This is a genomic window from Streptomyces sp. NPDC002926, assembly GCF_053591755.1.
On the sequence record NZ_JBSFUK010000021.1, the window covers coordinates 87,889 to 102,316 of the forward strand.

The following is a 14,428-nucleotide window of genomic DNA, read 5'->3' on the forward strand; positions in this document are numbered from 1 at the left end:
TCATACGGTCTCTGCGTACCGCTCTGTCTCCCAGGGGGTGATGAGGCTGTGCCACGAGGCCCAGTCCGCCCGGGAGTTGAGGGTGACGGCGTGGGCGACGAGGTCGCCCAGGGCGCTGCGGACCGTGGCGTCCTCCTCCAGGGCCCTCAGGGCAGAGGGGAGGTCCGTCGGCAGCGAGGTGATGCCGCGGGCCGCGAGGGCCTCCGGGGCCAGCGTGTCGGCCGGCTCCTCGCATGCGTCGGGCAGCTTCAGGCCCCGGTCCTGGCCGTCGGCGAACGCGGCAAGCACCCCCGCGAAGAGCAGGTGGGGATTGGCCGCGGGGTCGGGGCTGCGCAGCTCCAGCCGCAGCGAGCGGGGCACCGCGGTGTCGCCCGCGACCTTGAATGCGGTGGACCGGTTGCGCCGGGCCCAGCTGGCGTGGACCGGAGTCCCCGAGGCGGGGACGAGCCGCTTGTAGGAGTTGACGGTCGGGTTGCCCAGGGCCGTCAGCGCCGGCGCGTGTTCCAGCACGCCGGCGAGCGAGTCGTGGAAGAGCGCGGACATGCCGTTCGGGTCGGCGGCGTCGTGGAACAGAGGTCCGCTCTCCGCTCCGGTGCCGTCCAGCGAGACGTGGACATGCAGGGCGTTGCCGTACAGGTGGGCGAGCGGCTTGGGCATGAAGACCGCGGACATGTCGCGGCGGCGCGCCATGACGCGGGCGGTGTGCTTGAGCAGCAGCAGCCGGTCCGCCGTGGTCAGCGCGTCGCCGTGCCGGAAGACGAGTTCGCGCTGCCCGGGGCACACCTCGTGGTGGTGTCCGTCGACGGTGAAGCCCATCAATCCCAGCGCTTCACTGATGTCCCGGCAGACCTCGTCGGCCTGTTCGTCGACGCTGATGTCCCAGTAGCCGGCGCTGTCGGCCGGGTCCCCCGCGGTGCCGGGGGCACCCCGGCGCAGCAGGTAGAACTCGGCCTCGACGCCGAAGACGGGACGCTGCCCGCGGGCCTCGGACGCCTCGACCGCCCGCCGTAGCACCGCGCGGGGGTCGGCCGCGAACGGCCGGCCCGAGGTATCCAGGATGTCGCAGAAGACCATTCCCACGGTGCGCCCGGAGGGCGTGGTCCAGGGCCGGTGCACAAAGGTCGACGGGTCGGGGACCAGGCGCAGATCACTGTGCTCGGGGTCTCCATGGCCGAGCAGTACGGCCCCGTCGAGCGTCCAGCCGCTGTCGCGTACCTCGGCCCAGCGGGCGGACGGGACCTCCAGGGTCTTGAGGCGTCCGGCCACATCGGTGAAGAGCAACTGGACGAAGTCGACGTCCAGCGCGGGGTCGCTCGTCGGTGCGTGTCGGGTCATCGGTGCGCTGCTCCTTGGTTCACTGCGGGGACGGCGGTGTGGTCGGGCAGGTCTGCGCCTGTCCGCGCCTCGCCCGCCGCGCCGGCTTCGGGGCGGATGTGGGGGACATAGGCAGCCAGCACTCGGTCCGAGAGGAGCCCGAGAGAACTCAGGTTGGGGAACCCGGGGCCCTGCGCGAGAGCCGCGAGGTTCGGCAGATGGAGCGGTGCGGGCAGGCCAGTGACCGCGAGAGAGGTACCGATGGCCCGCTCGAGACGCTCGCGGGTCACGGACCCGCCGAGTCCGGCACGCAGAGCGGCCTCGGCGCGGGGCCCGAGCACCCTGGTGAACCACAGCGGGTCGCCGCCGGTGGCGTCGATGACCAGGTCGGCGTGGCGGATCCGCTGCTGCCCGCCGTACGCGATCTCCACCGCGATGTCGTTGTCGGCGCGACGAGTACCGACGACGCGGCCGGGCTCCCAGGAGACCTTGGTCGTCAGCGCGAGGTCGCTCTGCACCTGCTGTGAGAAGACGGCACGGTCGGTACGCCGGATGAACTCCTGCCGGTCCGCCTCGGAGAGCCGGGGCCAGCCGGTGGGGTCGCTGTAGTAGCGGTTCTCGAAGGGGCTCTCGCCGCGGCTGTAGAGCGTGGCCCGGGGAGCGACGACGGTGACCTCGCGGTCCATGCCGATGGCGAGCTCCCGCACGATGGTGCCGGCGGTCTCGCCGGCACCGATGACGACCACGGACTGTGCCCAGTCCGGCAGTCCCTCCACGGCGAGCTTCCAGAAGCCCGCGGTGTCCAGCACCCGGGTGCCGTCGGCGGGCACGGTACCCGCGGTCGGGCCGGGTCCGGAGACCAGCAGGCCACAGCCGTGAACGGCCGTGCGGGCCGTGCCGTCGACGACGGTGAGCTTCCAGCCGCCGTCCGCCAGTTCGGCGCGCCGCACCTCCCCGGTGACGGACCTCAGATTCGCCCGGGTCGCCGCCCACTCCAGATAGTCGGCCCACTCACGGTGGCTCGGCTGAGGCCGGCCGCGGTCTATCCAGCGCGCGTACACGCCCCGGGCGAGCAGATGACCGGCCCAGCTGAAGCCGGCCATCCGGCGGGCTATCTCGCCCGTGACCGGATCCTGGCTGTCCCCCCAGGTGGCGCAGTCGTACGGAAAGCCGAGGTCCTTCTCGGGCAGGGTGCCGAGCAGCTGTCGGCCGTTGGTCCAGCCGCGCCCCTCACGCCAGTTGGCGGCCGTACAGTCCCGTTCGACCGCGACGACCTCGGGGACGTCGAACCCGGCGGCGCGCAGCACACTCGACTTCACGGCAAGGGCAATGGCCTTGGGGCCCGCGCCGATCACCAGAAGAGGGGCGCCACTGTGTCGGGCGGGGTCCCAGGACCCGGCCTCGGTGGCCGGGGAAAGAGCTGTTGGCTGTGACATGGTTGCTCCAGCTCAGAGGAAGCGGGCGGGATCGAACGCGGCGGGGATGCCGTCGCCCCGGCCACCGCGGATCCGCTCCGCCAATTGTTCCGGCATGACCTGCGAATACGGCATTCCATGGCCGTTGAACGCGGCCATCACCCAGAGGCCGTCGGCGCCCGGCCAGGCACCGACCAGCGGGCAGCGGTCCGGGGTGAAGGCCATGACTCCGCTCCACGCCCTGACCACCGGTACGCCCGTGGCCTCGGGCAGCAGCGAGGGAAGTGCCTCGGCCAGCCGGCCGGCCAATTCGGGCGAGAAAGCGGGCGTATTGCTGCCTTCCGGCAGTTCGACGCCCTCGTCGCGGCCCGGGACGGTGTTACGCAGACCGCCGAGGAGCAGCGAGCCGTCCGGGGCCTGCCCGCCGTACACGAGACCGCGGTCGAGTCCCCACTGGGGGATACGGAAGGGCACCGGCGCGGTCTGGACGAGCTGCCCGCGCACGGGGGTGATGACCGGGGCGAGCTCCGGCAGCAGCCGGGGCGTCCAGGCGTTGAGGGCCACGACCACCTGGTCCGCGAGCACATGGCCCGCGTCGGTGGTGACAAGCCAGCCGCCTCCGGTGGCGGGCTCCACGGACGTCACGGTGACGCCGCACGCAAACTCCGCTCCGCCGCGCTCCGCGGCCGCCGCCATTCCGCGTACATACGCGACCGAATGAACCGCGTCCTGGTCCGGCCGGTACAGCCCGCCGATGATGGTGTCCGGGAGGTCGGTGCCGAACACCTCGCGCGAGGCGGGAAGGTCCAGCCACTCGGCCGCGATGCCGTCCGCCCGCAGGGCCTCGGCGGTCCGCTTGAGTTCGAGGGCCTCGTCCTCGCTGACGGCGAGGTCGAGCTTGGCCGTCGGGAAACGGGTGGCCTCCAGCCCCTCACGCGCGATGACTTCGCGCACCAGGTCCCGGTTGACGAGGGTGGCACGGTAGACGGCGAGCGCCTCGGCGTGGCCGAACTTCTCGATCGCGAGGGCATGCTGGGCATTGCCGCCCTGGATCAGCCGGCCGGCGTTGCGGCCCGAAGAGCCCATCGCCGGGCCGGGGTTGCGCTCCAGCACAAGCGGCCGCAGCCCGGCCCTGGAGAGCCAGTAGGCAAGGGTCGAGCCCATCACGCCGGCACCGAGCACACAGACGCCGGTGCGTTTCGGCAGTGCCGCGCCGCTTCCGGTCCAGTCCGGGCCGGTGGCGATCCAGTAGGAATCGGGGGATTGCATGGAAGTCCTTGTCGGGATGCTGCCGGCCATCAGGTCCAGCACTCTGAACTGGGCAGGCGGCGGGCGAGCTGTTCGCCGGAGGCGGCCGGGGACGTCTCGATGGAGATCAACGCGGCGATGCTGTCGGCCCGTTCGACCGCGGCCGCCGTGTCCTCCCCCACCGTGATGACATAGCCGAGACGGTGCAGATTGGTGGTGACCGGTTCGACGACATCGCCGGTCCTGGTCAGCAACACCAGTCGCTCGCGGGCGGGGTCGAGCAGGGCGGCTGCCTCGGCGACGCCGTCGATACGGCGTACGACGCCGGGCTCACCCGTCAGGAAGCGGATCGCCGCGCCGCCCGTGAAGGCGGTCCGGTCGAGCGCGTCGAGGTCGACCGGCCGGCCGAGGGCGAGATCCGCGGCGATGCCGTAGACGTCTACCGCGCTGGTGAGCCGGACGAGGTCCAGGATGCAGTCACCGGCGGGCCGGGGGTTGACCTCGATGATCCGGGGGCCGTCGGTGGTCAGGATCATCTCCGTGTGCGCGATGCCGTGGTCGTAGCCGACGGCTTTCAGCGCGGCGGCCGCGGTTTCGCGTACCTCGGCATCCAGGGCTCCGCCGAGTCGGGCCGGCATCGCCTGGCCGAGTTCGACGAACGCGTCACCTCGGGTGCTGAGCTTCTCCGTGCAGGCCAGGACCACCGTGCGGCCGTCGACGGTGACCGTCTCGACACTGATCTCCTCGCCGATCAGCTCCTCCTCGGCGAGGAGACTGCCGGTCTTGGTGAACGGCGCCGCGGCATCCCAGGCCGCGTCCAGTTCCTGCGCGCTCCCGGCTCGTACCACTCCCCGCCCCGCTGAGGAGTCGGCGGGCTTGATGATGAGCGGATAGGTGAGACCGTCGACCGCCATCCGCCGGTCCGGGGCGGCCGCCGCCGCGTCGAGTACCCGGAACCGCGGGCCCGGCACCCCGGATTCGGCGAAGCGCTCACGTGCCCAGGTCTTGTCGGTGAGGGCCTGGAGGGTCTGCGGTGAGCAGCCCGGCAGGCCGAACTCCTCGGCGAGCCGCGCCACAAGGGGCAGGGTCGAGTCGAGGAAGCCGATCACGCCCTTCTTGCCCGGCGCGGCGGCCAGAGCGGCCCGGCAGGCTTCGTACACCTCCTCGGCAGGGCGTTCCGGGGAGAGCGGGATCTGCTGGTCCGCCAGCCTGAGGTAGGCGGCGGTGGCGCTCTCCGCCACCGCCAGTCCGAAATCCGTCCGGGCTGTCCAGGAGGTCAGCGCCTGCTCGCGCAGACAGCCCACACGGACCAGCAGCAGGAGGGCTTTCGCGTCCATTGCTACAACTTTCGTTCGGGAGAGGTCATCGGTGGCACGGGGCACGGCGAGTGCCCGGCCGACTCATCCCCAGCCGGTGTCCTGGGCCGCCGCGCTGATGCCGACCCCCCGGCCGCTGTCCACCCCGGCTCCGCCGGACCGGTGCGCCGCAACCGACTGCGAGCCGGCGGTCACCGCGACCGCGGTGGTGCACAGGAGTATCCAGCGCGTGATCTTGTTCATGTCGTTTTCCGCCCCGTTTGTCTGCACTGCATGGTCGAGGCCGGTCCTTGGTACGTCTTCCCCGTCGCCCGGCCTGGTTTCGATCATTGCGCCGACCTGGAGCGGACACCACAGCCGTGATGGATCATGAATAGGAAATGACGGAATATGAGGGCAAGACAAATGACTGACAAACATCAGGTAAACGACGAAAGCGAACCTCGTTCGCTCACCCCTGGCACGCAGCAGATGTACGAAGCGGCGCTGCGTCAGAATGCTGCGACACCACACGAGTTGGGCGGGCTCCTCGGGTTGCCCCCCGCCGCCGCCGACACCGTCTTCGAGCGGCTGCGGGCGCTCAATCTGCTGCAGCCGGCAGAAGGCAGGCCCGGCGCCTACGACTGGTGCACCCCCCAGGTGGCGGAGGCCCGCACGCTCGGCCCGCTTCGCCACCAACTGCAAGCGGTGCAGGACCATATCGACGCGGCGACCGTCGAGTTCGCCGCCCTGCGCGAGGTGTACGACGCGGCGGCCGCGGATGAACAGGGCGGGGAGCCGGACTTCCTGTTGCTCGACGCCGCGGACGTCAACGTGATGCTGGACAAGGCGGCCACGGACTGCGAATCGGACCTGCTGACTGCCCAGCCCGGCGGCCCCCGCCCCGTCGAGGTTCTCAACGAGGCACTGGCCAGGGACTCCGAGCTACTGGCCCGGGGTGTGCGGATGCGCACGATCTACCAGCACAGCGCCCGGTTCAGCCCGGCGACCGAGTCCTACGCGGAACGCCTTACCAAGGCGGGCGCCGAGATCCGCACCCTCAACACCCTCTTCCCGCGGCTCATCGTCTTCGACCACCGCACAGCCTTCATCCAGGCAGGCGACGGCTCGGCCGCCCTGCTGGTCCGTCACCCGGAGGTGGTCGCCTTCATGGTGAGCACGTTCGAGGCCGCCTGGCGCACCGCGATCCCCTTTGCCTCGGCGTACGAGTCCCGTCGGCAAAAGCTCATCGTCTCGGACATGCAGCGTGCCATCGCCCGCCTCTTGCTGCGTGAGGACAAAGACGCCGCCATCGCCCGTCACTTGGGCATCAGCGAACGGACGTGTCGCCAGCACATCGCCAAACTCATGGCACAACTCGGCGCCCGTAATCGCACACACCTCGGCTTCCTGCTGGCGACCGAGATGAGCCTTCCCCGCGAACCTGTCGGGTGAGCTGCGGAGACCGGCTGAAGGCGGTTGTGCCGGGGCGGGGGCATGCACGACCGCCGAAGATGGCGCTCGAGCTGCGGACGACAGCGCCTCGATGAGGTTCTCGGCCGGGGGGCGGGGTGCTTGAGCGAGACCGGACGGCGTACGCATACGGTCCCCGCGCCCCGGCGGCCCGTGGCCTAGAGCTGGTACACGTACGGGGTGGTGGTGCTCAGCGGGGCGAATCCCAGCCGCCGCAGGATCGGCCGGCTCTGGCTCGAGGCGTCGACCTGTAGGTAGCGGTAGCCGCTCGCGGCGGCAATACGGGCCCGGTGGGCGATCAGGGCCCGGTAGATACCCCGGCCGCGCCAGGCGGCCAGGGTGCCGCCGCCCCAGAGACTGGCGAACTCGGTGCCCGGGTGCAGTTCCATCCGCGCCGAGCACACGGGCAGGTCACCGGCGATCGCGACGGTCATGCTGACTCTGTCCGGGGTCTGCGCCAGTTGCGCGAGGAGCTGCTCGCGCAGGCGGGCGCCGCTCACACCGAACGCCTGCTCGTGCACATCCGCGATGAGATCCACGCCGGCCGGATCGGTGACCGGTTGCAGCCTCACGCCCTCGGGGAGGTCGACGGCGGTGGGCAGGTCGCCGATCTCGGCGACCATGAGCGTCTCCTCGGGCTCGGGTGTGAAGCCGGCTGCCCGCAGCCGTGCGCCGAGGTCGTCGGGCCGGTCGTAGGCGTACAGCTTCCACTCGAAGTCGCGTCCCAGGGAGGCGAAGTACCGCACCTGCTCGGCGATCGCCGCGTCGGCCGTGGCCGGGTGGAGGCCGGACCAGACGATGCCGTTCCAGTCTCCGTCGGCGCCGACCTGCCGCACGACGTCGCCGACCCGTTCGGCACGCGCTCCGGGATCATCGGCACGGGTGCGCTGCCGCATCTGGTGGTCGAACAGGGTGAGCACCGCGTCGTGATCCATCCGCACATTGCAGCAGTGGGCGGACGTGGGCACCAATGAGTTTCAGGGCCTCGGAGGCTACCGGGAACCGGCGCTGGGCAGGCTCAGGAACACGTCGAAGTACATGCCGGCGGAGACGATCAGCCCCAGGACGCCGAGTCCGGCTCCGGCCACGGCGAAGGCGCGTACCCAGCCGGCCTTCTGCGGCAGGGCGAGTACGGCCCCGCCGACGATCAGCGCGAACAGCGCGAAGACGCCGTTGACCAGAGCGGTGGTGTGCCAGGCGTCGCCGTAGAGGGCGGAGATCTGCTGAGCGGGAGTGCCGCCCTGGGCGGTCTTGATCTGTCCGATCAGCGTCTGCCGCTCGGCGGCGATCTTCCCGACCCAGCTGCCGCTGAGCGCCACGACGCCGAGACCGGCCGCGACGACGGCACCGGCGGCGGCTCCGATGCCGGAGAGGCCGCGAGGCGTCTCCCTGGCGTCGTCGTCCGTCCCGTAGCCCGTCTCGTCGTCGGTCTCGTGGCCCGTCTCGTTCTTCTCCGCGGCGGGGGTCCCGGCCGGCTCAGCAGCCTGGGCGGCAGCCTTCTGCGTCGCCTCGGACGCCCCGGTCGCGGCGGTGGTCTTTTCGGTCTCTTCGGTCTCGGTGGGGTTCATGCGCCGCACGCTAGGTGGCCTGTCTGAGAGTCCCCTTAACGACCGGCCCGCCACTCGGGAGCCAGCACTGACCAGACCTCCATGTCGTGACGTACACCCTTGTACGGGTAACTCTCCCGCAGCACTCCGTCCCGCGTCATCCCCAGCCGTCCGGCGACGTTGATGCTCGCGGTGTTCGCGGAGGACACGATCCACTCCACGCGGTGCATGCCGCGCTCCTCGACCGCCCAGTCGATCAGCACCCGGGTGGCCCGCGTGATCAGACCACGCCCCGCGGCGGACGGCTCCAGCCAGCAGCCGGCCTCGCAGTTGCCCGACTCGGCGTCGAAGATCCGGAACATCACGCCGCCGACAAGCGTCCCGTCGAGCCAGATTCCGTACAGCCGGCCCGTGTCCGCGGCCTGCTTCCCGGCGTACGACTGAAGAAAAGCGCGCGCCGATGCGATGTCCGTGACGAGCGTGGGGAGCCCGACGTACTGGCCGATGAAGTCCCGTCCGCGCTCCATGTGGGCGAAGAACTCCTCGGCCCGCCACGGTTCCAGGGGACGCAGTTCCGCTCCGTCGTCACCCAGCGATATCGCGAACATCCTTCATCCTCCGGCCCGGTTACGGCACGAGCTGTGCGTCTTCGCCCGCGCGCTGCACAGGGATCTTCGCATGGGCCAGGCACTCGGGCGGTTCGACGCTGATCCACGGCAGCCACCGGTCCAGCCGTCGCGGCAGCCAATGGTGAGGGCGGCGCGCATCCCCCCGTTGGGCACACCGTTCTGGCCCCCGATCCGCCGGATTTCGGCCACCACCCCGATCCCCGGGTCCTCATGTCCCCAAGACCACATCAGTGTTGTCGGCGACGGCTGGCACGATGGCGACATGGAATACACGGGGACCAACCAGCCGACCCTGTCACCCGGCGGTGCCGCAGAGCTCGCCCTGATGCTCCATGACGCACCCGATCCGCACTTCGATCAGCGCCCCGTCCCGGTGCTCGCGTACGACCCCGGCGCGACGCTGCGGGACCGGCGGGAGGCGTTCCGGGAGGTGTACGCCGCGATCGTGGCCCGGATCGGGGAGCCCACGCTCTACGGCGGTTCGGCGGAGGGTCCCAACGTCCGCTGGCGGGACAGCAGAAGGCTGGTGCTACTGGCCGGGAACCGTCAGCGGGCGCAGCTCTCGGTCCACAGCACCGACTCCCTGGAGAACGAGGAGCGCAGGACCTTCGAGTGGGGCGGCGCCTGGTCGACGGACGAGCCCCACGACTTCGACTTCCTGCCGTTCATCTGGCAGTTGGACCGCAGCGGTCCGGGCGAGCGCCCGATCGAGCGGCCGGGCGGCCGGATGGCCTCGAGCCTCGAACACTTCGAGAGCGCGCTGGGATTGCTGCTCGCGGCCTGGGTGGAGCAGCTCGCGGTGCAGGTCGGCGACGACTGGGCGAGCTTCAGCGTGACCAGCGCAGCGGACCGCGGCCGCCAGCTGCTCATCTCGTACGCACTTCAGGACGGGCTGCATATCTCGGTCGACGACCGGGACGGCGAGGACAGCCCGGAGCGCGACCGGTCGATGCGCTCGCGCGGCTGGCACTCCCGCGACCGCGGCTGGTGGCAGGCGGACTTCGCGGAACCGGAGCGCGGAGATGTGGCCGCGGTGGCTCGCCTGGCGATCACGGAACTGCTGGCACGCGGCACGAGGGAGCCGGAGGAACTGCGGGCCCGGGATGTGAGCTGCAAAGACCGCGGCGAACTGTGGCTGCCGGGCCTGGGCATACGTCACTGACGGGGACGGGCGGGGACACGGGAGGCTCTGCGGCACGGGCGGGTCCTGCGCCGGACGTGGACAAGCGCACCGGTACACGGGTACGGGCAGGCATGCCCGAACCGGCGTCACTCGCCCCCGGACGGGGGCACACTCCCCCGGGGCGGGGGCACGAGCAGGTCGCCGCAGGGGCAGACCTTGCGCCGGGACGGGCAGAAGCGCGGGCACACGCGAGCCTCCCGCCGCACTCGGACACCCCCTCAACACAAAGACGCGGCCCGCACCGTGTGGTGCGGGCCGCGCCTCCGGGCCGCGAAAGCCGGCCGTCAGCCCTCGACGCCGAGCTTCTGCAGGATCAGCTCCTTGACGCGCGCCGCGTCCGCCTGGCCGCGGGTGGTCTTCATGACCGCGCCCACCAGCGCGCCGACCGCCGCGACCTTGCCGCCGCGGATCTTGTCGGCGATCGCCGCGTTGCCCGCGATCGCCTCGTCGACGGCCGCGCCGAGCGCGCCCTCGTCCGAGACGACCTTGAGGCCGCGCTTGTCGACGACCTCGTCCGGGCCGCCCTCACCGGCGAGCACACCCTCGATGACCTGGCGGGCCAGTTTGTCGTTCAGGTCGCCGGCTACGACGAGCTGCGCGACCCGGGCGACCTGCTCCGGCGTGATCGCCAGCGACGCCAGGTCAGCGCCTTCCTCGTTGGCGCGGCGGGCCAGCTCGCCCATCCACCACTTGCGCGCCGCGGCCGCATCCGCGCCCGCGTCGATCGTGGCGACGATCAGGTCGACCGCGCCGGCGTTGAGGATCGACTGCATATCGTGCTCGGAGATGCCCCAGTCCTCGCGCAGCCGGTTACGGCGTACGCGCGGCAGCTCGGGCAGGGTCCCCCGCAGCTCCTCGACCCACTCACGGGACGGGGCGACAGGCACCAGGTCGGGCTCCGGGAAGTACCGGTAGTCCTCGGCCTCTTCCTTCACACGGCCGGACGTCGTGGAGCCGTCCTCCTCGTGGAAGTGACGGGTCTCCTGGATGATCGTGCCGCCGCTGTTCAGGACCGCGGCATGCCGCTGGATCTCGAAGCGGGCCGCACGCTCGACGCTGCGCAGCGAGTTGACGTTCTTCGTCTCGGAGCGCGTGCCGAACTTCTCCCGGCCGTGCGGACGCAGCGACAGGTTCACGTCGCACCGCATCTGGCCCATCTCCATCCGGGCCTCGGAGACGCCGAGCGCCTTGATGAGCTCGCGCAGCTCGGTGACATACGCCTTGGCGACCTCCGGCGCACGCTCGCCCGCGCCCTCGATCGGCTTGGTGACGATCTCGATCAGCGGGATGCCGGCGCGGTTGTAGTCCAGCAGGGAGTGGGACGCGCCCTGGATACGGCCGGTGGCACCGCCGACGTGCGTCGACTTGCCGGTGTCCTCCTCCATGTGCGCGCGCTCGATCTGCACACGGAAGACCTCGCCGTCCTCCAGCTGGACGTCCAGATAGCCGTTGTAGGCGATCGGCTCGTCGTACTGGGAGGTCTGGAAGTTCTTCGGCATGTCCGGATAGAAGTAGTTCTTCCGGGCGAAGCGGCACCACTCGGCGATCTCGCAGTTGAGCGCGAGGCCGATCTTGATGGCCGACTCGACACCGATCGCGTTGACGACCGGGAGCGATCCGGGCATACCCAGGCAGGTCGGGCAGGTCTGCGAGTTGGGCTCGGCGCCCAGCTCGGTCGAACAGCCGCAGAACATCTTGGTCTTGGTGCCGAGTTCGACATGGACCTCGAGGCCCATGACGGGGTCGTAGGCAGCGAGGGCATCCTCGTACGACACCAGTTCAGTGACGGTCACGGTGAAACTTTCCCTCTCAGCCCAGCAGGACGTCGTCGTCGCCCAGGCGCTTCAGCTCGCGGTAGAGCAGGGCCAGGCCGGTGACGATGGCGGCGGCGGATACGGCGGCGTCGATCAGCCGCAGCGTGTCGCCCTCGAAGCGGGCCTTCTTGGCCTGCTTGACGACGCTGATCGCGCCGAAGGCGGTGGTGCCGATGGACAGGTACGTACCGGTCTTGGACTTCTTGAAGCCCTTGGCCTTGGCAAGTGTGCTCACAGCGACGGTGCCTCCTCGAGCAGCGGGTGGCCCCACTTTTCCACGAAGGCGGCCTCGACGGCGGCGCCGACCTTGTAAAGACGGTCGTCCTTCATGGCGGGGGCGATGATCTGCAGACCGACCGGCAGGCCGTCCTCCGGCGCGAGACCGCAGGGCAGCGACATCGCCGCGTTTCCGGCGAGGTTGGTCGGGATGGTGCACAGGTCGGCGAGGTACATGGCCATCGGGTCGTCCGCGCGCTCGCCGATCGGGAAGGCGGTGGTGGGCGTGGTCGGCGAAACGATCACGTCGACCTGCTCGAAGGCCTTCTCGAAGTCCCGGGTGATCAGTGTCCGCACCTTCTGGGCGGAGCCGTAGTACGCGTCGTAGTAGCCGGAGCTGAGCGCGTATGTGCCGAGCATGATGCGGCGCTTGACCTCGTCGCCGAAACCGGCCTCACGGGTCAGCGCGGTCACTTCCTCGGCGGACTTCGTGCCGTCGTCGCCGACCCGCAGGCCGTAGCGCATGGCGTCGAAGCGCGCGAGGTTGGAGGAGCACTCGGACGGCGCGATCAGGTAGTACGCCGACAGGGCCAGGTCGAAGGACGGGCAGTCCAGCTCGACGATCTCGGCCCCGAGCGACTTCAGCAGCTCGACCGACTCGTTGAAGCGCTGGACGACGCCGGCCTGATAGCCCTCGCCGGAGAACTGCTTGACGAAACCGACGCGCATACCGGCCACGGAGCCGTTGCGCGCGGCCTCGACGACCGGCGGGACCGGGGCGTCGATGGACGTCGAGTCGAGCTCGTCGTGACCGGCGATGACCTCGTGCAGGAGCGCCGCGTCCAGGACCGTACGGGCGCAGGGGCCGCCCTGGTCGAGGGAGGACGAGAAGGCGACCATGCCGTAGCGGGAGACCGCGCCGTAGGTGGGCTTGACGCCGACGGTGCCGGTGACGGCGGCGGGCTGGCGGATGGAGCCGCCGGTGTCCGTGCCGATGGCGAGCGGGGCCTGGTAGGAGGCGAGGGCGGCGCTGGAGCCGCCACCCGAACCGCCGGGGATACGGGTCAGGTCCCACGGGTTGCCCGTCGGGCCGTACGCGCTGTTCTCGGTCGAGGACCCCATGGCGAACTCGTCCATGTTGGTCTTGCCGAGGATGACAACGTCGGCTGCCTTGAGCCGCTTGGTCAGCGTCGCGTCGTACGGCGGGATCCAGCCCTCGAGAATCTTGGAGCCGACCGTGGTCGGGATGCCCTCGGTGGTGAAGATGTCCTTCAGCGCGAGCGGCACACCGGCCAGCGGGCCGAGCTTCTCGCCGGCCGCCCGCTTGGCGTCGACGGCGCGGGCCTGCGCGAGCGCGCCCTCACGGTCGATGTGCAGGAAGGCGTGCACCTTCTCGTCGACGGCCTCGATCCGGGCCAGGTGAGCCTCGGTGACCTCGACGGCCGTGAACTCGCCTGCGGCGATCTTCGCGGCGATCTCGGCGGCGGTGAGCCTGATACAGCTCTCGTTCTTGTTGATGGCCGACATGGTGATTAGTCCTCCCCCAGAATCTGCGGCACCTTGAAACGCTGCTGCTCCTGGGCGGGGGCGCCGGAGAGCGCCTGCTCGGGGGTGAGCGACGGAGAGACCTGGTCCGCACGCATGACGTTGGTCAGCGGCAGTGGGTGGGAGGTCGGGGGTACGTCTTGGTCGGCGACCTCGGAGACGCGGGCGACCGCGCCGATGATGTCGTCGAGCTGTCCGGCGAAGTGGTCGAGCTCTTCGGCCTTCAGCTCCAGACGCGCCAGCCGGGCGAGGTGGGCGACCTCCTCGCGCGTAATGCCAGGCATGCAGCGATCCTCAGGGGTGAGTGTGTGTGGTTCGAGCTGTGTGGTTTGAGCCCAATCCTATGGGGCGCGGGCCGCTGCCCACTAAACGGTTGTCCAAGGGACCGGGCCCCGGCGATCGGACCGGGGCGGAGTCCCGCCGCTCGGCCCCGGCATCGACCCGGCATCCGACCCGGCCTCACACGGCTTCGCACCGGCCCTGAGCCGGGCCGTCCTGACATCCGTCAGGTGTGCGTTCCGTCGGCCCGGGCGCCGGATGTCTCCGGTGCAGAGGTATGGGTGGCTCCCAACGGGGCTACAACGAGTCGAAGGCGCAGTGTGCCGTCTACAGCACCGGTGTCGGTCAGGTCGGCTGGACGATCTCTGGCAACCGGCTGCCCGGACCGTCGGCGGTGGCCCGCGCCCCGGCCGGCTCCCCCGTGGCCGGCCGGCCACGGGGGAGCCGGCCGGTTACGCCGTGCGCGGTGG

Annotated in this window: 14 protein-coding genes; 2 read left to right on the forward strand and 12 right to left on the reverse strand. The window is 70.7% G+C overall.

From position 1 onward, the window contains the following. From ACWDZ6_RS25510 to ACWDZ6_RS25530, 5 genes are all read right to left on the reverse strand, one after another. Positions 1-1,335: a glutamine synthetase family protein gene (locus tag ACWDZ6_RS25510; protein ID WP_451504689.1), complete on the reverse strand. Its 1,335-nt coding sequence runs from the start codon at positions 1,333-1,335 to the stop codon at positions 1-3. Beyond that, on the reverse strand, positions 1,332-2,750 hold the full coding sequence (locus tag ACWDZ6_RS25515; protein ID WP_451504690.1) for a SidA/IucD/PvdA family monooxygenase: 1,419 nt from the start codon (positions 2,748-2,750) through the stop codon (positions 1,332-1,334). Before ACWDZ6_RS25515 ends, ACWDZ6_RS25510 begins: the two co-directional genes overlap by 4 nt. A 12-nt stretch (positions 2,751-2,762) precedes the next feature. Then, a complete protein-coding gene (locus tag ACWDZ6_RS25520) occupies positions 2,763-3,998 on the reverse strand; it encodes an NAD(P)/FAD-dependent oxidoreductase (RefSeq protein WP_451504691.1) in 1,236 nt (411 codons plus the stop codon). Between the two features lie 29 nt (positions 3,999-4,027). Then, on the reverse strand, positions 4,028-5,314 hold the full coding sequence (locus ACWDZ6_RS25525) for an ATP-grasp domain-containing protein (protein ID WP_451504692.1): 1,287 nt from the start codon (positions 5,312-5,314) through the stop codon (positions 4,028-4,030). A 63-nt stretch (positions 5,315-5,377) separates the two neighbouring features. Then, entirely contained in the window at positions 5,378-5,536 is a 159-nt protein-coding gene (locus ACWDZ6_RS25530) for a hypothetical protein (protein WP_451504693.1), read from the reverse strand. Positions 5,537-5,698: 162 nt separating this feature from the next. Between ACWDZ6_RS25530 and ACWDZ6_RS25535 the strand changes: the two genes are divergently transcribed. Further along, positions 5,699-6,727, forward strand: a complete 1,029-nt coding sequence (locus ACWDZ6_RS25535; protein WP_451504694.1) for a LuxR C-terminal-related transcriptional regulator — start codon at positions 5,699-5,701, stop codon at positions 6,725-6,727. 176 nt (positions 6,728-6,903) lie between these two features. Here ACWDZ6_RS25535 and ACWDZ6_RS25540 read toward each other — a convergent pair whose 3' ends face one another. The 3 genes from ACWDZ6_RS25540 to ACWDZ6_RS25550 are packed head-to-tail and all read right to left on the reverse strand — an operon-like array spanning position 6,904 to position 8,900. Beyond that, positions 6,904-7,680 carry a GNAT family N-acetyltransferase gene (locus tag ACWDZ6_RS25540; protein ID WP_451504695.1) on the reverse strand — a complete coding sequence of 259 codons (777 nt, stop codon included), beginning with the start codon at positions 7,678-7,680 and terminating at the stop codon, positions 6,904-6,906. Between the two features lie 57 nt (positions 7,681-7,737). Next, positions 7,738-8,322: a hypothetical protein gene (locus tag ACWDZ6_RS25545; protein ID WP_451504696.1), complete on the reverse strand. Its 585-nt coding sequence runs from the start codon at positions 8,320-8,322 to the stop codon at positions 7,738-7,740. A gap of 26 nt (positions 8,323-8,348) precedes the next feature. Further along, positions 8,349-8,900: a GNAT family N-acetyltransferase gene (locus tag ACWDZ6_RS25550; RefSeq protein WP_389178249.1), complete on the reverse strand. Its 552-nt coding sequence runs from the start codon at positions 8,898-8,900 to the stop codon at positions 8,349-8,351. Positions 8,901-9,183: 283 nt separating this feature from the next. Between ACWDZ6_RS25550 and ACWDZ6_RS25555 the strand changes: the two genes are divergently transcribed. After that, positions 9,184-10,083: a hypothetical protein gene (locus ACWDZ6_RS25555; RefSeq protein WP_366733459.1), complete on the forward strand. Its 900-nt coding sequence runs from the start codon at positions 9,184-9,186 to the stop codon at positions 10,081-10,083. Between the two features lie 305 nt (positions 10,084-10,388). Here ACWDZ6_RS25555 and gatB read toward each other — a convergent pair whose 3' ends face one another. Genes gatB through gatC form a run of 4 tightly spaced genes read right to left on the reverse strand, consistent with a single transcriptional unit; the run spans position 10,389 to position 13,963 of the window. After that, entirely contained in the window at positions 10,389-11,897 is a 1,509-nt protein-coding gene (gene gatB / locus ACWDZ6_RS25560) for an Asp-tRNA(Asn)/Glu-tRNA(Gln) amidotransferase subunit GatB (RefSeq protein ID WP_326652773.1), read from the reverse strand. A gap of 16 nt (positions 11,898-11,913) precedes the next feature. Beyond that, the gene (locus tag ACWDZ6_RS25565; protein ID WP_175256968.1) at positions 11,914-12,153 is read right to left on the reverse strand and encodes a hypothetical protein; all 240 of its coding nucleotides are present in this window, start codon (positions 12,151-12,153) and stop codon (positions 11,914-11,916) included. After that, on the reverse strand, positions 12,150-13,661 hold the full coding sequence (gene gatA, locus ACWDZ6_RS25570; RefSeq protein ID WP_451504697.1) for an Asp-tRNA(Asn)/Glu-tRNA(Gln) amidotransferase subunit GatA: 1,512 nt from the start codon (positions 13,659-13,661) through the stop codon (positions 12,150-12,152). Before gatA ends, ACWDZ6_RS25565 begins: the two co-directional genes overlap by 4 nt. 5 nt (positions 13,662-13,666) lie before the next feature. Further along, a complete protein-coding gene (gene gatC, locus ACWDZ6_RS25575) occupies positions 13,667-13,963 on the reverse strand; it encodes an Asp-tRNA(Asn)/Glu-tRNA(Gln) amidotransferase subunit GatC (RefSeq protein ID WP_326652771.1) in 297 nt (98 codons plus the stop codon). Positions 13,964-14,428: the final 465 nt, after the last annotated feature.